This is a genomic window from Mycobacterium mantenii (assembly GCF_010731775.1).
In the GTDB taxonomy this organism is placed as follows: Bacteria; Actinomycetota; Actinomycetes; order Mycobacteriales; family Mycobacteriaceae; genus Mycobacterium; species Mycobacterium mantenii.
In genome coordinates this window covers 1,919,195-1,941,539 of sequence record NZ_AP022590.1, presented here as the reverse complement: position 1 = coordinate 1,941,539, position 22,345 = coordinate 1,919,195, and the positions used below count along the sequence as shown (strand labels likewise).

At 68.7% G+C, this 22,345-nt stretch carries 22 protein-coding genes, 1 other RNA gene and 1 pseudogene; 12 read left to right on the top strand and 12 right to left on the bottom strand.

Translation table 11 applies throughout. The features are described 5' to 3' along the window. Positions 1 to 7 precede the first annotated feature (7 nt). A complete protein-coding gene (locus G6N50_RS08720; protein WP_083099188.1) occupies positions 8 to 964 on the top strand; it encodes a cobalamin biosynthesis protein in 957 nt (318 codons plus the stop codon). Here G6N50_RS08720 and G6N50_RS08715 read toward each other — a convergent pair. The 3 genes from G6N50_RS08715 to G6N50_RS08705 are packed head-to-tail and all read right to left on the bottom strand — an operon-like array spanning position 946 to position 2,988. Then, positions 946 to 1,785 (bottom strand): SURF1 family cytochrome oxidase biogenesis protein, encoded by an 840-nt coding sequence (locus G6N50_RS08715; protein WP_083099185.1) that lies wholly within the window; start codon positions 1,783 to 1,785, stop codon positions 946 to 948. The genes G6N50_RS08720 and G6N50_RS08715 overlap by 19 nt on opposite strands. Then, positions 1,785 to 2,282: a low molecular weight protein-tyrosine-phosphatase gene (locus tag G6N50_RS08710; RefSeq protein WP_083099182.1), complete on the bottom strand. Its 498-nt coding sequence runs from the start codon at positions 2,280 to 2,282 to the stop codon at positions 1,785 to 1,787. Before G6N50_RS08710 ends, G6N50_RS08715 begins: the two co-directional genes overlap by 1 nt. Further along, positions 2,275 to 2,988 carry an HAD-IA family hydrolase gene (locus G6N50_RS08705; protein WP_179970104.1) on the bottom strand — a complete coding sequence of 238 codons (714 nt, stop codon included), beginning with the start codon at positions 2,986 to 2,988 and terminating at the stop codon, positions 2,275 to 2,277. The genes G6N50_RS08710 and G6N50_RS08705 overlap by 8 nt, the downstream gene beginning before the upstream one ends. Positions 2,989 to 3,069: 81 nt before the next feature. Between G6N50_RS08705 and cobC the strand changes: the two genes are divergently transcribed. From cobC to G6N50_RS08685, 4 genes are read left to right on the top strand one after another with little or no spacing between them, the layout of a single operon-like run. Beyond that, positions 3,070 to 4,122, top strand: a complete 1,053-nt coding sequence (gene cobC, locus G6N50_RS08700) for an Rv2231c family pyridoxal phosphate-dependent protein CobC (protein ID WP_083099180.1) — start codon at positions 3,070 to 3,072, stop codon at positions 4,120 to 4,122. Next, positions 4,119 to 5,255 (top strand): Nif3-like dinuclear metal center hexameric protein, encoded by a 1,137-nt coding sequence (locus G6N50_RS08695; protein ID WP_083099178.1) that lies wholly within the window; start codon positions 4,119 to 4,121, stop codon positions 5,253 to 5,255. Before cobC ends, G6N50_RS08695 begins: the two co-directional genes overlap by 4 nt. Continuing rightward, positions 5,252 to 5,989 (top strand): zinc ribbon domain-containing protein, encoded by a 738-nt coding sequence (locus G6N50_RS08690; protein WP_083099176.1) that lies wholly within the window; start codon positions 5,252 to 5,254, stop codon positions 5,987 to 5,989. Before G6N50_RS08695 ends, G6N50_RS08690 begins: the two co-directional genes overlap by 4 nt. Then, the gene (locus G6N50_RS08685) at positions 5,986 to 7,122 is read left to right on the top strand and encodes a bifunctional RNase H/acid phosphatase (RefSeq protein ID WP_083099174.1); all 1,137 of its coding nucleotides are present in this window, start codon (positions 5,986 to 5,988) and stop codon (positions 7,120 to 7,122) included. Before G6N50_RS08690 ends, G6N50_RS08685 begins: the two co-directional genes overlap by 4 nt. On the opposite strand, the gene G6N50_RS08680 is transcribed toward G6N50_RS08685, so the two are convergent. The 4 genes from G6N50_RS08680 to G6N50_RS08665 all read right to left on the bottom strand — a co-directional run bounded on the left by G6N50_RS08680 (position 7,100) and on the right by G6N50_RS08665 (position 11,141). Further along, entirely contained in the window at positions 7,100 to 9,076 is a 1,977-nt protein-coding gene (locus G6N50_RS08680; protein ID WP_083099172.1) for an aconitate hydratase, read from the bottom strand. The two genes, G6N50_RS08685 and G6N50_RS08680, sit on opposite strands and share 23 nt — an antisense overlap. 70 nt (positions 9,077 to 9,146) lie before the next feature. Next, the gene (locus tag G6N50_RS08675; RefSeq protein ID WP_083099170.1) at positions 9,147 to 9,341 is read right to left on the bottom strand and encodes a ferredoxin; all 195 of its coding nucleotides are present in this window, start codon (positions 9,339 to 9,341) and stop codon (positions 9,147 to 9,149) included. After that, on the bottom strand, positions 9,338 to 10,516 hold the full coding sequence (locus tag G6N50_RS08670; protein ID WP_083099168.1) for a cytochrome P450: 1,179 nt from the start codon (positions 10,514 to 10,516) through the stop codon (positions 9,338 to 9,340). The genes G6N50_RS08675 and G6N50_RS08670 overlap by 4 nt, the downstream gene beginning before the upstream one ends. A gap of 49 nt (positions 10,517 to 10,565) precedes the next feature. Next, positions 10,566 to 11,141 carry a helix-turn-helix domain-containing protein gene (locus tag G6N50_RS08665; protein WP_083099166.1) on the bottom strand — a complete coding sequence of 192 codons (576 nt, stop codon included), beginning with the start codon at positions 11,139 to 11,141 and terminating at the stop codon, positions 10,566 to 10,568. Positions 11,142 to 11,188: 47 nt separating this feature from the next. On the opposite strand from G6N50_RS08665, the gene G6N50_RS08660 reads away from it, so the two are divergent. After that, positions 11,189 to 11,821, top strand: a complete 633-nt coding sequence (locus tag G6N50_RS08660) for a class I SAM-dependent methyltransferase (RefSeq protein ID WP_083099164.1) — start codon at positions 11,189 to 11,191, stop codon at positions 11,819 to 11,821. A 6-nt stretch (positions 11,822 to 11,827) separates the two neighbouring features. On the opposite strand, the gene G6N50_RS08655 is transcribed toward G6N50_RS08660, so the two are convergent. Beyond that, positions 11,828 to 12,538 (bottom strand): 2OG-Fe(II) oxygenase, encoded by a 711-nt coding sequence (locus G6N50_RS08655; RefSeq protein ID WP_179970103.1) that lies wholly within the window; start codon positions 12,536 to 12,538, stop codon positions 11,828 to 11,830. A gap of 77 nt (positions 12,539 to 12,615) precedes the next feature. On the opposite strand from G6N50_RS08655, the gene rnpB reads away from it, so the two are divergent. Next, an RNA gene (gene rnpB / locus G6N50_RS08650) (RNase P RNA component class A) lies at positions 12,616 to 13,016 on the top strand. A gap of 11 nt (positions 13,017 to 13,027) precedes the next feature. On the opposite strand, the gene G6N50_RS08645 is transcribed toward rnpB, so the two are convergent. Further along, complete coding sequence (locus G6N50_RS08645; RefSeq protein ID WP_083099218.1) at positions 13,028 to 14,575, bottom strand: CYTH and CHAD domain-containing protein; 1,548 nt, start codon at positions 14,573 to 14,575, stop codon at positions 13,028 to 13,030. Positions 14,576 to 14,724: 149 nt separating this feature from the next. After that, positions 14,725 to 14,976, bottom strand: a complete 252-nt coding sequence (locus tag G6N50_RS08640; RefSeq protein WP_083099162.1) for a hypothetical protein — start codon at positions 14,974 to 14,976, stop codon at positions 14,725 to 14,727. A 229-nt stretch (positions 14,977 to 15,205) separates the two neighbouring features. On the opposite strand from G6N50_RS08640, the gene G6N50_RS08635 reads away from it, so the two are divergent. Then, positions 15,206 to 15,541, top strand: a complete 336-nt coding sequence (locus G6N50_RS08635) for a heme-binding protein (protein WP_083099160.1) — start codon at positions 15,206 to 15,208, stop codon at positions 15,539 to 15,541. Positions 15,542 to 15,551: 10 nt separating this feature from the next. Here G6N50_RS08635 and G6N50_RS08630 read toward each other — a convergent pair whose 3' ends face one another. Continuing rightward, the gene (locus tag G6N50_RS08630; RefSeq protein WP_083099216.1) at positions 15,552 to 16,736 is read right to left on the bottom strand and encodes a glycoside hydrolase 5 family protein; all 1,185 of its coding nucleotides are present in this window, start codon (positions 16,734 to 16,736) and stop codon (positions 15,552 to 15,554) included. Positions 16,737 to 16,951: 215 nt separating this feature from the next. Further along, on the bottom strand, positions 16,952 to 17,800 hold the full coding sequence (gene panB / locus G6N50_RS08625; protein WP_083099214.1) for a 3-methyl-2-oxobutanoate hydroxymethyltransferase: 849 nt from the start codon (positions 17,798 to 17,800) through the stop codon (positions 16,952 to 16,954). 154 nt (positions 17,801 to 17,954) lie between these two features. Here panB and G6N50_RS30050 point away from each other — a divergent pair. The 4 genes and pseudogenes from G6N50_RS30050 to G6N50_RS08605 form a co-directional block, all read left to right on the top strand. Continuing rightward, positions 17,955 to 18,593: pseudogene (locus G6N50_RS30050) on the top strand (wax ester/triacylglycerol synthase domain-containing protein); the annotation flags it as partial. Then, positions 18,584 to 20,146, top strand: a complete 1,563-nt coding sequence (locus G6N50_RS08615) for an alpha/beta hydrolase (protein ID WP_142275767.1) — start codon at positions 18,584 to 18,586, stop codon at positions 20,144 to 20,146. The pseudogene G6N50_RS30050 and the gene G6N50_RS08615, both read left to right, overlap by 10 nt. Positions 20,147 to 20,289: 143 nt before the next feature. After that, the gene (locus G6N50_RS08610; protein ID WP_142275766.1) at positions 20,290 to 21,858 is read left to right on the top strand and encodes an alpha/beta hydrolase; all 1,569 of its coding nucleotides are present in this window, start codon (positions 20,290 to 20,292) and stop codon (positions 21,856 to 21,858) included. A gap of 247 nt (positions 21,859 to 22,105) precedes the next feature. Then, complete coding sequence (locus G6N50_RS08605; protein WP_158086111.1) at positions 22,106 to 22,282, top strand: hypothetical protein; 177 nt, start codon at positions 22,106 to 22,108, stop codon at positions 22,280 to 22,282. Positions 22,283 to 22,345: the final 63 nt, after the last annotated feature.

Here is a 22,345-nt window from a genome sequence, read left to right as displayed (position 1 = left end):
TGCCGAGGTGGTTGGGACGCAGACCCGGATCGCGGGCGTGGTGATCGGCTACCTGGCCGACCGCGCGCTGGGCGACCCACGACGGGGTCATCCGGTCGCGCTGTTCGGCCGAGCCGCCGCCGCGCTGGAAAACGTGACCTACCGCGACGGCCGGATCGCCGGCGCGGTCCACGTCGGCACGCTGATTTCGGCGGTGGGCCTGCTCGGCCTGGCGGTGCAGCGGGCCGCCGGGCGTCGCGGCGACCCGTGGGCGATCGCGGCCGGCGCCGCGGCCACCTGGGTCGCGCTGGGGGGAACCTCGCTCGCGCGCACCGGCCTGGAGATGTCGGAGCTGCTGGGACGCGGCGACGTCGAGGGCGCGCGCGGGCTGCTTCCGTCGCTGTGTGGGCGTGATCCGGCGTCGCTGGACGGGGCGGGCCTGACCCGCGCCTCGCTGGAATCGATCGCCGAGAACACCTCCGACGCTCAGGTGGCGCCGCTGCTGTGCGGGGCGGCCGGTGGCGTGCCCGCGGTTCTGGTGTACCGAGCCATCAACACCCTGGACTCGATGGTGGGCTACCGCTCGCCGCGTTATCTCCGATTTGGTTGGGCCGCAGCGAGATTGGATGACGTCGCCAACTATGTCGCCGCGCGCGCGACCGCGTCGCTGGCGGTGCTGATGGCCCCGCTGGTCGGCGGATCACCGGCGGATGCGGCGCGGGCCTGGCGCCGGGACGCCGCCCGTCATCCCAGCCCCAACGCCGGCGTCGTCGAGGCGGCCTTCGCGGGGGCGCTGGGCGTGCGCCTCGGCGGTCCCACGCAATACCACCACGAGCTGCAGATTCGCCCTACGCTCGGCGATGGCCGCGAGCCGACGGTGGCCGACCTGCGGCGCGCGGTGGCGCTGTCGTCGCTGGTGCAGGCGGGCGCCGCGGTGCTGGCCGCCGTGTCGATCTGCCTGGCGGGCTACCGTCGGCGGCCGTAGCGGTCGGCGAGTTTGGCCTCCACGGTTTGCGGCGGTTGCGGCGCGGGCGTCGTCTCGGCATCGGGCGACGGCCGCTGTTGCCTCTCCTGACGTCGGGCGCGGATCTCGGAGTAGGCGAAGTAGCCCAGACCGATCGGGGCCAGGATGCCGAACGCGATCCACTGGATGCCGTAGGACAGGAACGGGCCGGCGTCCAGCTGGGGCACGCCGACCACGCCGAGCCCACCGGGCTGACCGTCGATCAATTGGAGATACGACCCGGCCAGCGGAATCTTGGTCAGCACCGCGACCTGTTCGGTGTCGATCGAATACATTTGCTGCACACCGTCTTCCACGAACGGGTCCTTGTTCGGCGCGGGGGTCTCGGAGTTGCGCAGCCGCGCCGTGATGGTCACCGTCTGGGCCGGGGGACGGGGGATGGGCGGGACATGGGACCCCTCCAGGGGCCGCACGTAGCCGCGGTCGACCAGGATGGTCGGTCCGCCGTCGGCGACGAACGGCACCAGCACCTCGAACGCCGGCTTCGAATCGATGACCCGCAACCGGGCCAGCACCTGCACGTCGGGCAGGTAATGCCCGGTGGCGGTGACTTGGCGCCACTGCGCGCCGGGGGCCGCTGAGTTCTGCTGCGGCAGCAGCGTTTTCAGCGGGACCGGCGCGGTGTTCAGCGAGGATTCGATCTGCCGGTTCTCCTCGGAGGTCCTGCTGTGCTTCCCGAGCTGCCAGGGCGCGAGCACCGTGAAGCACAGGTAGGCGAAGGCGATGACCACCAGGGCCAGCACTATCCAGCCCGGACGCAGCAGAAAGGGCAGGCGGCGCATCAAAGCGATCCGTTCTGCGCGAGCCGCTCATCCACCCAGTCGTGCAGGCCCGGCAGCGCGGCCTCGATGACGGTGTAGACGCGTTCGAAGTCCGCGGTGTCGCCGTAGTAGGGATCGTCGACGTCGGGGGTGTGGGCGCCGGTGCGCGGATCGAAGGACCGCAGCATCCGGACGCGGTCCTCGTCGGCGCCCAGGTGCCGCAGCATCCGGGCGTGGTTGCGGTCCAGGGCCACCACCAGGTCGGCGCCCAGGTGGTCGGCGTCGACCTGGGTGGCGCGGTGCTCGGTCGGGTAGCCGTGGGCGCGCAGCACGCCGGCGGCCCGCTCGTCGGCGCACTCGCCGACATGCCAGTTACCGGTGCCGGCACTGCTCACCCGCACCGCGCCCGACAGACCGCGCCGACGCAGTTGGTCGGCGAACATCTTTTCGGCCATCACCGAACGGCAGATGTTTCCGGTGCACACGAACGTGACATGCAGCGCTTCGGAGTCAGACACCCAGCTCCCTCCGTAGTTCGTCGATGGTGGCGGCGTGCGTCACGCCGGAGGCGTCCGCGCTTCCGGCGGCGCGGTCGGGAAAGTCGGCCTTGCCGTAGCCCCACCCGACCACCACGGTGTCGATGCCGTGTGCGGCCGCGCCATGCACGTCGTGGCTGCGGTCACCGACCATCAGCACCCGCTCGGGTAGCGGTTCCAGCTGCGCCAGCGCGTGCGCCAGCACCTCGACCTTGGTCTTGCGCGACCCGTCGGGACTCGCGCCGGCGATGACCTCGAAATGCTGGTCAAGCCCGAAATGGGCGAGGATGCGCCGCGCCGTCGGCTCCAGCTTGGAGGTGGCCACCGCCAGCCGGACACCGGCGGCGCGCAGATCCACCAGCAGCGCCTCGATCCCGTCGAAGAGCGCGTTCATCGCCCAGCCCCGGGCGCCGTACTCGGCGCGAAACGCCGCGATCGCCTTCTCGGCGTCGTCGCCGAGCTCCATGGCCCGGAAGGTGTCGTCCATCGGCGGGCCGACGATCTGCGCCACGAGGTCACCGGGTGGCACCGGGGCGCCGATGTGGTCGAGCGCATGCAGGAAGCTGGCGACGATGCCCTCCGCGGAGTCGGTCAGTGTGCCGTCCAGATCGAAGATCACCAGCTCCACGCCGGCCGGGGAGGTGGCGGCGCCGGGGGCCTGGCGATCCGCTGACGTTGTGCCTGTCACCTCACCATTGTCCTCGATGGGTGCGACCGGGTGTGACGGTGTTGCTTCGGGCGGCCCGCACGGCCCACTAGTGTTTCTCGGATGGCGAGTCTGAACCTGAGCCCGCCTGCGGCGCGCTATCACGGTGATCAGGCCGTCGCGCCCGGGATGCTGGATTTCGCCGTCAACGTCCGGCACGGCCAACCACCCGAGTGGCTGCTGCGCCGGCTGGCTGAGCGGCTGCCCGACCTGGCGCGCTACCCGAGCCCCGACGACGTCCACCGGGCGCAGGACGCGGCCGCCGAGCGACACGGCCGGAGCCGCGACGAGGTGCTGCCGCTGGCCGGGGCGGCCGAGGCGTTCGCCCTGTTGAGCAACCTGCGCCCGCGGCGGGCGGCGATCATCGCCCCGGCGTTCACGGAACCGGCCGTCGCGCTGAGCGCGGCCGGGGTGCCGGTGCACCACGTCGTGCTGGGGCCGCCGTTCGGCCTGGCCGGTGTGGGCGTCCCCGACGACGCCGACCTGGTCGTGGTGGGTAATCCGACCAACCCCACCTCGGTGCTGCACACCCGCGAACAACTGCTGGCGTTGCGCCGGCCCGGACGGATCCTGGTGGTCGACGAGGCGTTCGCCGACTCGATTCCCGGTGAGCCGCAGTCGCTGGCCGGTGACGCGCTGCCCGACGTGCTGGTGCTGCGCAGCTTGACCAAGACCTGGGCGCTGGCCGGGTTGCGGGTGGGCTACGCGCTGGGTTCCCCGGAGGTGTTGACGCGGCTGACCGCTCAGCGGGCGCACTGGCCGGTGGGGACGCTGCAACTGACGGCCATCGCGGATTGCTGCGGCCGGCGGGCCGTCGCCGAGGCGGCGGCCGGGGCGGCCCGCCTGGCCCGGCTGCGTGCCGAGATGGTGGCCGGTCTGGCCTCGGTGGGCGCCGAGGTGGTCGACGGTCGGGCCCCGTTCGTGCTGTTCCAGACACCTGACGCCGTCCAGCTGCGAAAAAGTCTGCATGACAGGGGAATTGCCATTCGCCGCTGTGATACGTTCGTCGGCTTGGACGAGCGGTACCTGCGGGCGGCCGTGCGACGCGAGTGGCCGCAGCTGGTGCAGGCGATTGCGGAGGCGGTCACGCCGGAGAGCATCGGGGGGCGGCGGTGAGCGTGCGTCTGGCCGATGTCATCGCGGTGCTCGACGAGGCCTACCCGCCGCGGCTCGCCGAGTCCTGGGACTCGGTGGGCCTGGTGTGCGGTGACCCCGGCGACGAGTTCGAGTCGGTGACCGTCGCGGTCGACGCGACGCCGGCGGTCGTCGACGAGGTTCCCCGGGCGGGGCTGCTGCTGGCCCACCATCCGCTGCTGTTGCGCGGCGTGGACACGGTGGCGGCCAGCACCCCCAAGGGGGCGCTGGTGCACCGGTTGATCCAGACCGGGCGCTCGCTGTTCACCGCGCACACCAATGCCGACTCGGCCCGCCCGGGGGTCTCCGACGCGCTGGCCGCGGCCCTCGGGCTCACGGTCGAGGCCGTGCTCGAACCGGCAACGAACGCGCCCGACATCGACAAGTGGGTCGTCTACGTGCCCGGCGAGAACGCGGAAGCGGTGCGGGCGGCGGTGTTTGCCGCCGGAGCCGGCCATATCGGCGACTATTCGCACTGCAGCTGGACCGTCAGCGGCGTCGGGCAGTTTCTGCCGCACGAAGGCGCCTCGCCCGCGGTGGGCAGCGTGGGCAATGTCGAGCGGGTGGCCGAGGACCGGTTCGAGGTCGTCGCGCCCGCGCGGGCCCGCGCCGCGGTGCTCGCGGCCATGCGTGCCGCCCATCCCTACGAGGAGCCCGCCTTCGACATCTTTGCGCTGGTGCCCCCGCCCAGCGACGCCGGATTGGGCCGCATCGCGACGCTGGCGCGCCCGGAACCGTTGCGCGACTTTGTCTCCCGCGTGAGCGCCGCATTGCCGCGGACCTCTTGGGGAGTGCGCGCGGCGGGGGACCCCGACATGCCGGTGTCGCGGGTCGCCGTCTGCGGCGGCGCCGGGGACTCGTTGCTGGCCGCCGCGGCCGGGGCGGCGGTGCAGGCCTACGTCACGGCCGATCTGCGGCACCATCCGGCGGACGAGCATCGCCGTGCCTCCCAGGTGGCATTGATCGATGTGGCACATTGGGCAAGTGAATTCCCGTGGTGTCAACAGGCGGCCGACCTGCTGCGGTCGCATTTCGGTGCGGAGCTCTCGGTGCGGGTGAGCTCGATTCGCACCGACCCGTGGAACGTCGAGCACACCGGGGGTGACGGGTCTTGAAAGCCGAAGTAGCACAGCAGCGTTCGCTACTCGAACTGTCGAAACTCGACGCCGAGCTGTCCCGCCTCACGCACCGCGCCGCACATCTGCCGGAACAAGAGGCCTGCGAGCGGTTGCAGGCGGAGTTCGAGGCGGCCGGCGACCGGCTGGCCGCGGTGCGCATCGCCCTGGAAGACATCGACGCCCATGTGTCGCGGCACGAGGCGGAGATCGAGGCGGTGCGTCAGCGCGAAGACCGTGACCGCTCGCTGCTGCAGTCGGGCACCATCGACGCCAAGCAACTGTCGGACCTTCAGCACGAGCTGGAGACCCTGCAGCGCCGTCAGACCAGCCTGGAGGACGCGCTGCTGGAGGTGATGGAACGTCGCGAGGAGCTGCAATCTGAGCTGGACGGTGAGCAGCAGACGCTCACGTCACTGGAGGCCGAGATAGCCGGCGCGCGGCAAGCTCTCGACGCCGCGATCGCCGAAATCAGTGAGGCCCGCGAGCTGCAGTCCTCGCGACGTGAATCGCTGAGCGCCGCACTGGATCCGGCCCTGTCCGCCCTGTACGAACGGCAGCGCGCCGGGGGCGGCCCGGGCGCCGCGCAGCTGCTGGGACGCCGGTGCGGGGCTTGCCGCCTCGAAATCGACCGCGGCGAGCTGTCCCGCATCTCGGCGGCGGCCGACGACGAGGTGGTGCGCTGCCCGGAGTGTGGCGCGATCCTGCTGCGTGTCAAGGGGTTTGATCAGTGAAGGTCGTCATCGAAGCCGACGGCGGATCACGCGGCAACCCCGGGCCGGCCGGGTACGGCGCCGTGGTGTGGACCGAGGACCGCGCGACCGTGCTGGCCGAGGCCAAGCAAGCCATCGGCCGGGCCACCAACAACGTGGCCGAATACCGGGGTCTGATAGCCGGTTTGGACGACGCGCTGAACCTGGGTGCCACCGAGGCCACTGTGTACCTGGATTCCAAGCTGTTGGTGGAACAGATGTCGGGTCGGTGGAAGGTCAAGCACCCCGACCTGATTGAACTGCACGCCCAGGCGAGAAGCCGTGCGGCGCGATTCGCGAGGATCAGCTACACGTGGATTCCCCGGGACCGCAACACCCACGCCGATCGGTTGGCCAACGAGGCGATGGACGCCGCGGCCGAGGCCACCGGTGCGACGGAAGAGTCCGCGCCGGTGACACGATTCGAGCCGGCGGGAAAACCCGAACCACCCGAGCCCGCAACGGCGCCGTCCCCGTCGGCGCCCGGCTGGACCGGCGCGCGCGGCGCCCCGACGCGGCTGCTGTTGCTGCGGCACGGCCAGACGGAGTTGTCGGTGCAGCGACGGTATTCGGGCCGGGGCAACCCGGCGCTCACCGAGATGGGGCGCCGGCAGGCCGATGCCGCGGCGCGCTATCTGGCGCAGCGCGGCGGGATTTCGGCGGTCTTCGCCTCGCCGCTGCAACGCGCCTACGACACGGCGGCGGCGGCCGCTAAGGCGCTGGGCCTGGACGTGACCGTCGACGACGACTTGATCGAGACCGATTTCGGATCCTGGGAGGGGCTGACCTTCGCCGAGGCCGCCGAGCGCGACCCCGACCTGCATGGTCGCTGGCTGCGCGACACCAGTACCGACCCGCCCGGCGGTGAGAGCTTCGACGCGGTGGCCGACCGGGTGTCGAGGGTTCGCGACCGGATCGTCGCCGCACACCAAGGCACGACGGTGCTGTTGGTGTCCCACGTGACACCCATCAAGATGCTGCTGCGCGAGGCGCTGGACGCCGGGCCCGGCATCTTGTATCGGCTGCACCTCGACCTGGCGTCGTTGAGCATCGCCGAGTTCTATTCCGACGGAGCGTCTTCGGTGCGGCTGGTCAACCAGACGGCGTATCTGTAGCTTCCTCCTGCTCTTGGTTGAGTCGTGGAATCAAGCCGCCGGCCAACACATCCTTGACCTGTCGTGGCGAGAGTCGATGCCGCGCCGCGAATGACGATTCCTTGCCGACATTGTCGACGTGTAAGACATCCTCATCGTCGATCGCGTTCAGATGCTGGATGCGGAGGGTGTCGTCCTGGTCGATCGAGTCGTAGTCGTCGGGATTCTCGAACTCGAGCGCCAAAATCCCGTAGTTGGCCAGGTTTTGCCAGTGGATGCGTGCGAATGACTTCGCGATGACGACGCGCAACCCGAGGTAGCGCGGCGCGATCGCGGCGTGCTCACGCGAGGAGCCTTGGCCGTAGTTGTCCCCGGCAACAATGATGTGCCCGCCGGCGCCGGCCTGTTGAGCCCGCTCGGGGTAGGAGTCGTCGACCCGGGTGAAGCTGAACATCGCGAGCTTGGGGATGTTGGACCGAAGCGGAAGAGCCTGCACGCCGGCCGGTGAGATTTCGTCGGTGGAGATGTTGTCGCCGACCTTGAGAAGCACCGGCGCCTCGAGTTCGTCTGGCAGCGGCGATAACTCGGGCAGGCTGGAGATGTTGGGTCCCTTCACGGGTTCGATGCGTTGTGCCTCCTCCGCGTCCAGCGGAGGGACGAGCATCGCCGTGTTGACGGAGTTGCGCTCGGGCAGATCGAGTTTCGGATAGTCCATCCGCTCCTGTCTAGCCCAGTCCCGCGGATCGGTGATCACTCCCGTCAGCGCCGATGCCGCAGCGGTTTCGGGCGAGCACAGCCAGACCGCATCCTCCTTAGTGCCGGACCGGCCGGGGAAGTTGCGCGGCATCGTGCGCAGCGAGTTGCGACCGACCGCGGGAGCCTGGCCCATGCCAATGCACCCCATGCAGCCCGCCTGGTGGATACGCGCGCCGGCCACCACCAGATCCAGCGTCGCGCCCATCTTGGTCAGGTCGGCCAGGATCTCGCGCGATGTCGGGTTGATGTCGAAGCTGACCTGCGGGGCCGTCTGGCGTCCCGCCACCATCGCGGCCACGATCGCGAAATCCCGCAGCCCGGGGTTGGCGCTGGAACCGATCACCGCCTGGGCGATCTCCTCGCCGGCCACCTCGCGAACCGGTACCACGTTGCCCGGTGACGACGGTTTGGCGATCAGCGGCTCGATCTGCGACAGGTCGATGGTGTCCTCGACGTCATACGCGGCGTCTTCGTCGGCCACCAACTCCATCCAGTCGTCCTCGCGCTCTTCGGCGCGGAGGAATTCGCGCACGGCTTCGTCGCTGGGAAACACCGTCGTGGTGGCGCCGAGTTCGGCTCCCATGTTGGCGATGACGTGGCGGTCCATTGCCGTCAGTGTCCCCACGCCGGGACCGTGATACTCGATGATCCGGTTCACCCCGCCCTTGACGTCGTGGCGCCGCAACATCTCCAGGATCACGTCTTTGGCCGAACACCAAGGGGGCAGCTCACCCTCGAGCCGCACGCCCCATACCTCGGGCATGCGAATGTGCAGTGGCCGCCCCGTTATCGCGAGGGCCACCTCGAGACCGCCGACACCGATCGCCAGCATGCCCAGCGATCCCGCCGCCGGAGTGTGGGAGTCGGAGCCCACCATCGTCTTGCCGGGGATGCCGAAGCGCTGCATGTGAGTTGGGTGCGAGACACCGTTGCCCGCTTTGGAGAACCACAGCCCGAAGCGTTGCGCCGCGGTGCGCAGGTACTCGTGGTCCTCGGCGTTCTTCTCGTCGCCCTGCAACAGGTTGTGGTCGACGTACTGCACGCTCACCTCGGTGCGGGCGCTATCGAGCCCGAGCGCCTCGAGTTCCTGCATCACCAGCGTGCCGGTCGCATCCTGGGTCAGCGTCTGATCGATGCGGATCGCGATCTCTTCTCCCGGGGACATGTCCCCTGACTCCAGATGCGAGCTGATCAGCTTGTGAGCGACGTTCATGGCCATACCAGGGGTTACCCCGGTACGGCGTGTTCTAGCACGGTTCGATGGCCGGCGTTTGTCGCCGGCCCGGTGTTCAACGGGCCAAAGTGATGGCGCCCTCCGGGCAGTTGCGTTCGGCCGTCACGGCCTGCGTTTCGAGTTCGCCGGAAACCTCGTCGGCGAGCACCAGGCAGTAGCCGGCCTCGTCGGCGTCGAAGACGTCGGGCGCCAGGGAGTAGCAGCGCCCGTGCCCGGTGCACCGGTCGGGGTCAACCGCTATGCGGGTCATGACGCCGGAAAGACCAGCGGCAGCGACTCGACCGACCGCAGCGCGGCGGTGTAGGACAGCTCGGTGCCGGGCTTGATCTCGTAATCCGGTATGCGCCGGTGAAATTCACGCAAGGCCACCCGCAACTCCATGCGGGCCAGGTGCGACCCGAGGCAGCGGTGCGGGCCGCCGCCGAAAGCCCGGTGCCGGTTGGGGTTACGGGTGAAGTCCACCAGCTCCGGGTCGGGGAATTCGGCCGGGTCGGTGTTGGCCGCGCCCAGTAACGGGCTGACCCGTTCGCCCTTGCTGATCGGGCACCCGCCCACCTCGACGTCCTGGATGGCTACCCGGGCGACGCCGGGTACCGGCGTCTCCCAGCGCAACAACTCCTCGACGGCGCTGGGCAGGACGTCGGGCTGCTCGACGAGTTGATGACGGTGATCGGGGTGACGCGCCAGGTACACGAAGAAACAGTCGAGCGAATCGGTGACCGTGTCCAGCCCGGCGATCAGGAACAGGAAGCAGATGTCGAGCAGTTCCTCCCGCGATAGTCGTTGGCTCGCTTCGTCTTTGAAATTCGCCGCGATCATCGCCGACAGCACGTCGTCGCGTGGGTTCGCAATATGGTCGTCGATGGCGCGGTCGAAATAGTCGTAAATCTGCTGCGCCACGTCCGCGGAACTCTCGTGGCGGCGGTCGAAACCAGAGTCGCCCTCGGGGCGGATCACGCCGTCCTTCCAGACCAGGAACTGGTCGAGGTCGTCCAGCGGCAGGCCGAGCAGCTGCAAAAAGACGGTGCAGGGCAGCGGCACCGCGAACTCGGCGTGGAAGTCGCACTCGCCCCGGCCGGCGAAACGATCGATCATCTCGTTGACGAGTTCGGTGACGCGTGGTTCGCGCCGGGCCATCTCCCGCGGAGTGAACAGCGGGTCGAGGATGCGCCGGTACTTCGCATGCTCGGGCGGGTCGATTTGGAGTGGGATTAGCGGCCGCACATTACCTAGATCGACCGCATCCATGTTCGACGAGAACAGCTCGGTATGTTTGAGCGCCATTTCGATGTCGTCCAGGCGGCTGAGAACGACCGCCTGCGGGGACCGGAACACGGGGCTGGATTCGCGCAGCGCCTTGTACATCGGTTGCGGCTCCGCGAGCCCCGTGACCGTCTGGTCGACGAAACTTTCGGCTTCTGTCATTCGGTCAGCCTGACACCGACGTGCCTATTCGGCAATGGTCTAATTCCGATCAACTATGCAGGTGGAGCCGCTCCCCGTGCGGTCCGAAGATCACGATGGCCTCCACCGGCCCGTCCACACCGGAGAACCAGTGCGGCGTCCAGGTGGAGAACTCGACGGCTTGGCCAGGGTCGATGGTGAAGTCGCGATCACCCAGGATGAGCCGCATCCGCCCGGAAAGCACGTACATCCAGTCCTGTCCCTCGTGCACCGGCAGGTCGGCGGGCGGGGTGCGGCGCCGCGGGCTGACCCGAATTTTGAACGCGTGCAGGCCGCCGGCGGGGCCCTGACGGGTCAGCGGCCAATAGGTGACGCCGTGGTGAGTGTGCGCGGTGCCGCGCACCCGCGGGTCGGGCGTCGGCGGCGTCTGTAGCAGCTCGTCGGTGCTGACCGACAGTGCCCGGGCCAGCCGCGGCAGGTGATCCAAAGCCAGCCGGCGCTTCCCGGATTCGAGCCGGCTGAGCGTCGAGACGTCGATCCCGGTACGCTCGCCGACCTCCTGCAGCGTCAAGCCGCGCTGCACGCGCAGTTCGCGAAGTCGCCGGCGCACCAGGAGGTCGATATCGGAAGTGGTTTTTGCCTGCATGGCAAATCAGCTTGGCAAACGACGGACGGGGTAGGCAAGCTCGCGGTATGGAGAATTCGTGCAAACCTGATGACGCCCAGCGGTTCTGGGAGGAGCGCTACGGCTCGGCGGAGCGGGTCTGGAGCGGGCGGGTCAATCCCCGCCTGGCCGAGGTGGCCGCCGATCTGCCGGCGGGCCGGGCGCTCGACCTGGGCTGCGGGGAAGGGGCCGACGCGCTGTGGCTGGCCGAGCGCGGTTGGGAGGTGGTGGCCGTCGACATCTCGGCCACCGCGCTGCGGCGCGCCACCGAGGCGGCCTCGGCGCGGAACCTGCTCGCATGCATCGACTTTCAGCGGCACGACCTCAACGAGAGTTTCCCCGAAGGGACATTCGATCTGGTGTCCGCGCAATATCTGCACTCGCCGGCACGGCTGGAACGAGACGGGGTGCTGCAACGGGCGGCCGAGCGGGTGCATCGTGGTGGTGTGCTGTTGATCGTCGACCATGGCTCGGCCCCGCCCTGGGCGGAGCATCACGATCACCACTTCGCCGGCATCGAGGAGGTTCTCGCGTCGGTGCACCTGGACGCACCGCGCTGGACGCGGCTGCGGACCGAGGCCGTCGACCGCGAAATGGTAGGCCCGAACGGGGAAGTCGAAACCATCGCCGACAACCTGATGGTGTTGCGACGAATCGGATAGCCGCGCCTACGCCGCGTCGTGGAAGATCAGCCCCATCGCGTAACGCTGGCCGGAGCGAACGACCGAGACACCGTGCCGCACCGGCGCCGCGGACCAGCCCCGGGCCGAGCGCACCGGTCGCTCCCGGGTGGTGAAGACATACCCGTGGCCCTGCGGCAGTTGCGTTGCCAGGCCGCGGGATTGGGCCCGCAGCCGTTGCTCGATGAGCAGGAATTCGCCGCCGGTGTAGTCGGTGTCCGGGTCACTCAGGTTGATGACGACCTGTAGGGGGAAGATCAACTCGCCATAGAGATCCCGATGCAACGCATTCCAGTCGCCCGCACCGTATTTGAGCATCAGGGCGGTGGATCGGGTCTGGCCGGCGGCGTGGCAGGTCGCCAGCCAATCGTCGAGGCGTTCCGGCCAGGGTGCGTCCCGGCCGAGCTTGCCCCACCAATCGCGCGCTATCGGCAGCAGCCGGGGATAGAGCGCCTGCTTGAGCTCTTCGATCGGTTCGGGGTAGGGCGCATGGAAATAGCGGTATTGCCCCGCGCCATAGCGTTTGGGCGCCATGTCGATGGTCGACCGAAAAAGGTCGTCGTCGGCGTAGAGCTTGCGCAGCCGGGCCGCTTCACCCGACGTGACCAGCCGCGGCAGCAGCGCGCCGCCGTACTGGCCGACCGCGATGGCGATGGCGTCCCAATCGCCGGTGTCGACACGCTTTCTCCATCGGTCCATCAGGTCCACGATAGAGCCGCGCGAGCCATAGTTGCTGGCCCCAGCATGCCGCAAGTAGTACCGTTGATCGTCGCGGACGAGTTGGCCGGGCGGCCGCGGACCGTCGCAAGACGGTTCGAGGAAAGTCCGGACTTCACAGAGCAGGGTGATTGCTAACGGCAATCCGAGGTGACTCGCGGGAAAGTGCCACAGAAAACAGACCGCCACCCTCGCGGTGGTAAGGGTGAAACGGTGCGGTAAGAGCGCACCAGCATCCCGGGTGACCGGGGTGGCTCGGCAAACCCCACCCGAAGCAAGGCCAAGAAGGCCGCACTCCGGTGCGGCCGCGCAGGCGTTCGAGGGCTGCTCGCCCGAGCCTGCGGGTAGGCCGCTCGAGGCACCCGGTGACGGTGTGTCCAGATGGATGGTCGCCGCCGCGCCGCCGTTGCTTATGCGCGGCGGCGGGGAACAGAATCCGGCTTACAGGCCAACTCGTCCGCCTTCAGCTTCCTAATGCCCCGCTTTGTGCACCGCTTTGGCGAGTTCGCGCAGGGCGTCGTCGAGGTCGTCACGGCACCGATCGGCCAGGTCGGCCTCACGCTGATACAACAGCCCGTAGGTGAAGGTGTCCTCGCCGGCCGCGTGCGCCGTTTCGGCCTCCTGGCGCAGGTGCTCGCGGCTGACCACGCTGTCTTGGTGGTCACCGAGCAGCGACTGGACGGCCTTGGCCCGTTCGGATACCTTGGCCGCGCCGGTAGCGGAGGCGGTGTAGCGAAGCCGCTTGGCGCGCTTGCGGATCCGATGGATCGCCTCGTCGCGCAGGTGTTCGTCGTCCGGGTGCTCGCGGTCGGCCTGGACGGCGGCCTTCTGGGCCTTGCGGACCTTCTTGTAGGCGGCATCGATGGTCACCGGCGCCTGTTCCTCGGCGGTCGCGGCGCCGGGGGTTTGAGCCGCGATCAGGTCGAGGGAGTCCAGCAAGCGGAAGTATCGCTGCGAGCGCATCGCGATCAACGACCGGCGCAGCCCGGTCTGGTAGCGCCGCCGCGCGCCGCCGACCAGACGTTCGCGCACCGGCCCGCGCACCAATTCCGGTGCGAGCCCGTCCAAGTCACGCTCGTATCGCTCGGCGAGCACCTCGGCGTCGCGCGCCACGCCCAGGATTCCGGCGAGTTCACGCAACTCGTCGAGGACCCACCCCTCCTCGGGCAACCCGAACGAATCCTGGTAATCCCGCAGCAGGCTGCGCAGCTTGCGGGTGGTCACCCGCATCTGGTGAATGGAGTCGTAGGCGTCGGCGCGCACCGCGCGATCCCACACCAGCAGCTCGCGAACCTGCTCGGCGATGGCGCGCTGCAACGGATCCCCGGCCGGCTGACCGCCGTCGGGCGGCGGCGCGGTACCGAGCACCCGCGCGAGCTTGGAGCCGTGACCGGCCGGTGCGGCGCCGGCGTCCAGCAGGCGATTGCTCAGCCGGTTCAGCAGCTCGACGCCGGCCGTCCCGTTGGACAGCCCACTCGCCTCCAGGAGCTCCAATTCCCACTCGCGCCATTCCTGCTCGGTCGGCGCCGAGTCGGTGTCCTCGGAGCCCCGGGTCGACCACGCGGTGACATGGTCATTGCTGAACTCGGCCAGCGCCGTGCCCGCGGCGTCGTACAGCACCTGGCTGTCGCGCCGGGTGGTGATACGCGCGACGGGCTGCAGCGGGCGGTCGCGGACGATCGCCAGCACCACGTCCGTCAACTCGTCGGGCACGGTGTCGTTTCCGCTTGATGCGTCCAGCGGCAAGCGGACCTCGGTTCGCGCGTCTGGTCCGGCCGGAAGCTTCAGATGCCATCCCGCGTCGGAGCCACCGGTGCGGCGGCGCAGGGTGATCTTGTTGCGCGCCAAATCGTGTATGGGCGTGTCGAAGTACGTCGCATCCAGGGTTTGCGTCGGCGACTTCTCGACGTGGGCAACCGCGGCGATGCCCTCGAACGAGGGCGACACGGTGGATTCGACCACGTCGAACTTGCGCTCGACCTCGAGATGACGCGAGGTCTGCGGCGCATTTGCAGGCATCTTCGGCTCCATTGAGGGCGCGTAGGGCGCGTCACCGCGGCCGTGAACATGGTGGACGGTGGGAAATGAGCACCCATAGCCTGCCATACCGAAACGACGAGGCCGCCACCGATCGGCCCGCGAGTGCGGCGCCCCCGTCACGACTGCCGTCAGGGCGGCGGCGGAGGGGGAGGGACCGTCGTGTCGTCTTCCGGCAGCGGCGCGTAGGCGGCCGGCGGCGGGACATAGCGTTGGATGTTGTCGGCGATGTTGGTGCACCCGCTGACCGAGATGCGGCGGCCCGCACCCACACACACGGTCGCCTCCGACCGATCGGCGGGATGGGCGGCAACAAGAATTCCGGGAGTTGCGACCAAGCCAGTGAACGCCAGCACTGCGACAAACCAGCGGCGCCGATTCATCTGCGGTCTCCTTCCTGCCACCCTTAATGCATTGTGCCGTCGCGTCCCGGTGGACGGGCCGGGATTGACGAATGACTCCGAATTTCTCGACTCCTCCAATGGCGCATGCGTGGCGAGAAAACCCCTTATCGTTTTCGATACGAATAGCGGCACGGGTTGGTGATACCCGACGAAGGAGCGTTCCATGGTGTCTTGTGTTCGCCCGGCAGCCCGAGCCGTTGCCGGCGCAATGGCGGCCGGCGCGGTCGGTGTGGCAATGCTTTTCTCGACGACGGGTTCGGCTGCCGCGGATCCGCCGATGGACGATCCGGAACCGGCGCCCTCGGCGCAACCGAATTGCACGGCGGCCGATCTTGCCCAGGTGTCCTCGGGTGTTGCCGCGGCGACGTCGGCGTATTTGTTCACCCATCCGGACGTCAACGCCTACTTCACCAGTCTGAAGGGGCAGCCACGCGACGACATGCGCGCACAGCTTAAGCAGTACATGGATGCCAACCCGCAGACCCACGCCGACCTCGAGGGCATTCGCCAGCCGTTGACCGACTTCCAGAACCGGTGCCGCTGACGGTTGGCCGTCAGCCGGCCGCTGGCGGCGGCTGCAGGTGCATCGCCAGATCGCTCAACTGAAGGATCGCCTGAATCTCGGTGTCGCGGAATGGCCGTCCATCGTGGCCCATTAGGTCGTGAAACCACTCCTGGGGCATGGCGGGGTCCGGGTTCGGCTGGTCCCAGGAATCCCAGGGGAAGTAGGTCTGCGTCTTTCCGGCGACCAATCCCCAGTTGAACGCGCCGACGCCGGCGCGCTTCGCGATCGGCAGGATGCCTTGCACCGTGCTGCCCAGCGGCCGGGCCATGTACTCGGTGCACAGGATCGGGCGGCCATGCGGGACGAGCTCGGCGATGCGCCTCTCGAACTCCGCCGGCTCGGCATAGGAGTGAAACGTGATGACGTCGGAGTTGTCGAGCTGGATGCCGCTGATCACGCTGCGCCGACCGGGGTCGGCCCACTCGCCGTGCCAGACGGCACTGGTCAACGGCTGACAGGGGTCGACCAACCGCGCCCACTCGAACACCTGGGGCAGCAGCTGGGCGACGAGGTCCACCTTGTCTTTCCGCTCCACCGCGGCGTAGGCGTCGGCGGGGTTGTCCGGCTCGTTCCACAGGTCCCAGCCCAGGATGCGATCGTCATTGCGGAATTGCGTGAGGACTCCGGTGACGTAACCGCGCATGGTGCGCAGGTAGCCACGATCGTCCAGGCGCGCCGCCCCGGGGCTTTGCACCCAGCCGGAGTTGTGGATGCCCGGCCGCGGCGCGCGCTGGGGGCCCGGTTGGGGAAACGGATCCCAACACGAATCGAACAGGACGAACAGCGGTTTGATGCCGTGGCGTGCGGCGATGTCGACGAATTGGGCGAGACGGCCCTGAAACCCGCGGTAGTCCTGCGCCCACAGCTGATCGTGCAGGAAGACCCGGATCGCGTTGAACCCGTTGGTTTGCGCCCAGCCCAGTTCGGTATCGATACGCCGGGCGTCGAAGGTCTCGCGCTGGAACATCTCCAGCTGGTTGACGGCGCTGGACGTGATGTAGTTCACGCCGACCGGCCAGCCTTGCGCCTGATACCAGCGGTTGGCGCGCTCGGGTGACCATCGGCTTGCTTGCGGGGAGGTGCGAGGCGGTGCTGCGGACGCGCGCGGTGTCGGTGTCAGAGCCATGCCTCCTGCCACCAGCAGCGGCACCGCCAACACCGATCGGCGGCGCACGAAGTCACCGCGATTCCCCCGGTCGATGTGGTCCACCCCTGCTCGTCAGAGTTCGGATCGTCTCTTCAGGGCCATCGTACATCCCTGTACCGCAACACTTTTCAGTGGTTTCGCGGTGACGGCGATAACGTCGTCGACCAGGGGTGAAGCTCGGATCGGCGGGCCGGACGCGCCTTCGGGCGGTACCGACCGGGTGGCTCAGCCGGCGCAGCGGATCAGAAGCAGTGCTCGTCGGCGGGAAAGACCCCGCCGGCCACCTCTTCCGCGTATTGGCCAGCGGCCCGGCGCAATTCGTCGCCGACGTTCGCGAATCGCTTGACGAATCGCGCCGCCTTTCCGCTGCTCATTCCGGCCATGTCCTGCCAAACCAGGACCTGGCCGTCGCAGTTGGGTCCGGCGCCGATCCCGACGGTCGGGATGGTCAGCTTGCCGGTGATCTGGGTGGCCAATTCGGCCGGCACCATCTCCATGACGACGGCGAATGCGCCGGCTTCGGCGACGGCGATCGCATCGTGCACCGTCTGCTCCGCCGCGTCACCACGGCCCTGCACCCGGAAGCCGCCCAGACCGTTCACGCTTTGCGGGGTGAACCCGATGTGCGCCATCACCGGAATACCGGCGGCGGTCAGGCAGGCGATCTGCTCGGCCACCCGTTCGCCGCCCTCGAGCTTGACCGCGTGTGCGCCGCCCTCCTTCATGAACCGGGTGGCGGCGGCCAGCGCGGCGGCCGGCCCTGCCTCGTAGCTGCCGAACGGCAGGTCGGCGACGACCAGCGCGTGCGGGGCACCCCGCACCACGCCGCGCACCAGCGGAATCAACTCGTCGATCGACACGGGCACCGTGGTGTCGTAGCCGTACACCACGTTGGCCGCCGAGTCGCCGACCAGCAGGACCGGGATGCCGGCCTCGTCGAAAATGCGGGCGGTCGAATAGTCGTAGGCCGTGAGCATCGCCCACTTGTGGCCTTCGGCCTTCATCCTCTGCAGGTGGTGGGTGCGGATCTTGGTCCGCGGCTTTTCGGGCTGTGCAGGCGAGTTGGCACCGTAAACGTTATGCTCAGACATCATTGTCCCTAAAGGTGGTCGGTTCGATCCTCGTGGCCGCTAACGGGTCCCCGGGTTCGTCGGACTACTCGATTCTGCCATTTCTTTTGCGCAGTTGCACCGGCACGGCGGTGTGAGACATACCATGCGCGCATGCAGCGGCTGAGTGGACTGGACCGTGCCGGGCGGTTACTCCTTCGAGGGATTGCGCGACGCCCTTGCGCTGCGCATCAGGGCGATCCCGGCCTTTCGCGAAAGCTTGCCAACAGTCCGCTGAATCTCGACCACCCGGTCTGGGTGGACGACGAGAAATTCGACATCAATCGCCATCTGCATCGCATCGCCGTGCCCGCCCCGGGCGGGCGGGCCGAGCTCTCCGAAATCTGCGCCCACATCGCCGAGTCCCGGTTGGACCGTCGCCGGCCGCTCTGGGAGAGCCCCGGCTGTTTTCGGCATTGCGATGCGGCTCTATTCCCGAACCAGGTTTACCGGCAGCATGGCGGTGCACAATTTGGTCGTCTCCAACGTGCCCGGTCCGCAGGTGCCGCTGTACCTGCTGGGCTGCGAGGTGAAGTCCATGTATCCGCTGGGGCCGATCTTTCACGGCTCCGGACTCAACATCACCGCCATGTCGCTGCACGGCAAACTCGACATCGGCCTCGTTGCCTGCCCGGATCTGCTGCCGGACTTGTGGGAGATGGCCGACGAGTTCGCGGTGGGGATGGAGAGGAGTTGCTTGCGCTCGCGCGGTGACCGGGCGGCGGTGCCGCTAATCATGATCTCAGGTTTCCTCTGGCAGCATAGATTGGCATGAGCCTGTCTCGCCGCGGCAAGATCGCGCGCACGCTGCTGATCTGTACGTCGATGGCAGCCGTCGCGCTACTGCTGGCGGGCTGTGTCCGCATCGTGGTGGGGCGCGCCGTCATGTCCGGGCCGAAGCTGGGCCAGGCGGTGGAGTGGACGCCGTGCCGGGCGGCCAACCCGAAGGTCAAGCTCCCGGCCGGCGCACTGTGCGGCAAACTGGCCGTGCCGGTCGACTACGACCACCTCGACGGCGACGTGGCAACGCTGGCGATGATCCGTTTCCCCGCGACCGGAGACAAGATCGGCTCGCTGGTGATCAACCCGGGCGGGCCGGGGGAGTCCGGCATCGAAGCGGCGCTGGGTGTCGTCCAGTCGTTGCCCAAGAAGGTCCGCGAACGGTTCGACCTCGTCGGCTTCGACCCCCGCGGGGTGGGAGCGTCGCGCCCGGCGGTCTGGTGTAACTCCGATGCCGACAACGATCGGCTGCGCACCGAGCCCAACGTCGACTACAGCCCGGCGGGTGTGGCCCACATGGAGGACGAGACCAAGCAGTTCGTCGGCCGCTGCATCGACAAGATGGGCAAGAACTTCCTGGCCAATATCGGAACCGTCAACGTCGCACGGGATCTCGATGCCATCCGCGCGGCGCTCGGCGACGACAAGCTGACCTACCTCGGCTACTCCTATGGCACCCGGATCGGCTCGGCGTACGCCGAGGCCTTCCCGCACAACGTGCGGGCGATGATCCTCGACGGCGCCGTCGACCCCAACGCCGATCAGATCGAGGCCGACCTTCGTCAGGCCAAGGGATTTCAGGACGCGTTCAACGGCTACGCCGCCGATTGCGCGAAGCAACCGACCTGCCCGCTGGGCACCGATCCGGCCAAAGCGGTCGACGTCTACCACAGCCTGGTCGACCCTTTGGTCGACCCGAACAACCCGATGGTGGGCCGGACGGTTCCGACGAACGATCCACGCGGACTGGGCTACAGCGACGCGATCATCGGCACCATCATGGCGCTGTACTCGCCGAACCTGTGGCATCACCTGACCGACGGCCTGTCCGAACTCGTCGACCATCACGGCGACACCCTGCTCGCGCTGGCCGACATGTACATGCGCCGCGACTCGCACGGCCACTACACCAACGCCACCGACGCGCGGGTAGCGGTCAACTGCGTGGACCAGCCGCCGATCACCGACCGCGCCAAGGTGATTGACGAAGACCGCCGCTCCCGCGAGGTCGCACCGTTCATGAGCTACGGGCAGTTCACCGGTAACGCACCGCTGGGCACCTGCGCGTTCTGGCCGGTGCCGCCAACCAGCAAGCCGCACACCATTTCCGCGCCGGGGCTGGCGCCCACGGTGGTGGTGTCGACGACCCACGATCCGGCCACTCCGTACAAGGCGGGCGTCGACCTGGCCAACGAGCTGCGCAGCTCGCTGCTCACCTACGACGGCACCCAGCACACCGTGGTCTTCCAGGGCGACGGCTGCATCGACAACTACGTGACGGCGTATCTGGTCGGCGGCTCCATCCCGCCCGACGGCGCCAAGTGCTAGCCGGGCAATCAGACTGACACCGAAAGTGAACTCACAGCGAGGTTTTCGCCGATTCCTCGCCGTCGTCGCACGCCCGACGGGGACGGCAGCCGAGACCAAGGCGTAACCATTTCGCGCTGTAACGGGTACCCGGGCCTGCAACGATGACAGCCATGTCGCGCCTGAGATCCCTGAGCTCGGCGCTGTTTTCATTCGGGCTGCTGCTCAGCGGTCCCTGCGCCGTCACGTTGCCCACGGCCGCCGCCACACCGGAACCCGGCGCCGGGCAGACACCGGGCCCGAATCCTCCGTCGGCCGCGGTGCCGCAAGGCTGGGGAAGCTGCGGCCAATTCGTTGGTGACACAAGCGATATCCCCACCGCACAGTGCACCACCGTGTCGGTACCGATCGACTACAACAACCCCGTCGGCGCGCAGGCCAAGCTGGCGGTGATCCGGGTACCCGCCACGGGGCAACGGATCGGGTCGCTGCTGGTCAATCCCGGCGGCCCCGGCGGCTCGGCGGTCGACATGGTGGCCTCGATGGCCCCGGACCTGGCGGACTCTCCGGTCCGGCGCAACTTCGATCTGGTCGGCTTCGATCCCCGGGGAGTCGGTCACTCGACACCTGCGCTGCGCTGCCGCACCGACGCCGAGTTCGACGCATACCGCCGCGAGCCGATGGTCGACTACAGCCCGGGCGGGGTGGCGCACATCGAGCAGCTTTACCGGCAGCTGGCCCAGCAGTGCGTCAACCGGATGGGCCCGGCGTTTTTGGCCAACGCCGGCACGGCTTCGGTCGCGCGGGACATGGATGCCGTCCGCCAGGCCTTGGGCGAGGACCAGATCAGCTACCTGGGCTACAGCTACGGCACCGAGCTGGGCACCGCCTATCTGGAGAAGTTCAGCAGCCACGTACGCACGATGGTGCTCGACGGCGCCATCGACCCGACCGTCGGGCCGATCGACGAGAACGTCAACCAAATGGCGGGATTCCAAACCGCTTTCAACGACTACGCCACCGACTGCGCCCGCACGGCCGGTTGCCCGCTGGGCACCGACCCGGCCCAGTTCGTCAACCGGTACCACGCGCTGGTCAACCCTCTGGTGACCAAGCCGGGCCGCACCGCAGACCCACGCGGCCTGAGCTACGCCGACGCCACCACCGGCACCATCAACGCGCTTTACACACCGGCGCACTGGAAATACCTGACCAGCGGCCTGCTCGGCCTGGCGCGCGGCACCGACGCGGGCGACCTGCTGGCGCTCGCCGACGACTACGACGGGCGCGACAAGAACGGGCACTACTCCAACGACCAGGACGCGTTCAACGCGATCCGCTGCGTCGACGCGCCGAATCCGACCGACCAAGCCAGCTGGGTCAGTGCCGATCAGCGGATCCGCCAGGCCGCACCGTTCCTCAGCTACGGGCAGTTCACCGGGAATGCTCCCCGCGATTTGTGCGCGCTGTGGCCGGTGCCGGCGACGTCGGCGCCCCACCCGGCGCCGCCCATGGTTCCCGGCAAGGTCGTGGTCGTCTCCACCACGCACGACCCGGCCACGCCGTATCAGGCCGGGGTGAACCTGGCCCGTCAGCTCGGCGGCCCGCTGATTACCTACGACGGGACGCAGCACACCGCGGTGTTCAACGGTCACCAATGCGTGGACACGGCCGTCGTCCGCTATCTGGTCGCCGGCACGCCGCCGCCGGCCTCCTACCGCTGCCAGTCCTGACCCGCGCCGGCCGCCCGGTACACGACGCTCACGGGTTCTCGCTCACGGCGAGAGCTGGACATGGCCCCGCGGAGGTGGCGGCTGGGGCGGAGGCGGCGGTGCGGGCGGCGGCCCGTCCTGTTGCGGTGCGGGTCCTTGCTGTTGTCGCGGCGGGGACTGCGGTTGCTCCGCCCGGGACGGCGGGGGCGCGACCGGTGGCTCGAGCGGCTTTACCGTCGGCGGTGGCGGGATCTGCGGCGGATCGGGCGTGAGGTCGCCCACCGGACCCGGCGTGATCAACGCAGTGAGCGCCATGTCGGGTGCGCTGGATGCCGGCGTCACCGGCAGCTGCGCAGCACCGATCTCGGCCGGGGCCGTGCTTATCAACGCGGCGATCACCGCATACGCAGCGGGCGCCCGCCGCCTACTCGCGGCCGTCGTCTGAAGAGGCGCGCTCCCACTGCGGCCGGATGCGGTCATACGCCGATGAGGCCACCGCGCGACGCCG

Coding starts and splice junctions, on each gene's coding strand:
- G6N50_RS08665 (WP_083099166.1), bottom strand. CDS start 11,141: ATGCAGGCAAAAACCACTTCCGATATCGACCTCCTGGTGCGCCGGCGA.
- G6N50_RS08715 (WP_083099185.1), bottom strand. CDS start 1,785: ATGCGCCGCCTGCCCTTTCTGCTGCGTCCGGGCTGGATAGTGCTGGCC.
- G6N50_RS08610 (WP_142275766.1), top strand. CDS start 20,290: ATGACAGCCATGTCGCGCCTGAGATCCCTGAGCTCGGCGCTGTTTTCA.
- G6N50_RS08640 (WP_083099162.1), bottom strand. CDS start 14,976: ATGAATCGGCGCCGCTGGTTTGTCGCAGTGCTGGCGTTCACTGGCTTG.
- G6N50_RS08645 (WP_083099218.1), bottom strand. CDS start 14,575: ATGCCTGCAAATGCGCCGCAGACCTCGCGTCATCTCGAGGTCGAGCGC.
- cobC (WP_083099180.1), top strand. CDS start 3,070: ATGGCGAGTCTGAACCTGAGCCCGCCTGCGGCGCGCTATCACGGTGAT.
- G6N50_RS08670 (WP_083099168.1), bottom strand. CDS start 10,516: ATGACAGAAGCCGAAAGTTTCGTCGACCAGACGGTCACGGGGCTCGCG.
- G6N50_RS08660 (WP_083099164.1), top strand. CDS start 11,189: ATGGAGAATTCGTGCAAACCTGATGACGCCCAGCGGTTCTGGGAGGAG.
- G6N50_RS08680 (WP_083099172.1), bottom strand. CDS start 9,076: ATGGCCATGAACGTCGCTCACAAGCTGATCAGCTCGCATCTGGAGTCA.
- G6N50_RS08675 (WP_083099170.1), bottom strand. CDS start 9,341: ATGACCCGCATAGCGGTTGACCCCGACCGGTGCACCGGGCACGGGCGC.
- G6N50_RS08635 (WP_083099160.1), top strand. CDS start 15,206: ATGGCGGCCGGCGCGGTCGGTGTGGCAATGCTTTTCTCGACGACGGGT.
- panB (WP_083099214.1), bottom strand. CDS start 17,800: ATGTCTGAGCATAACGTTTACGGTGCCAACTCGCCTGCACAGCCCGAA.
- G6N50_RS08655 (WP_179970103.1), bottom strand. CDS start 12,538: ATGGACCGATGGAGAAAGCGTGTCGACACCGGCGATTGGGACGCCATC.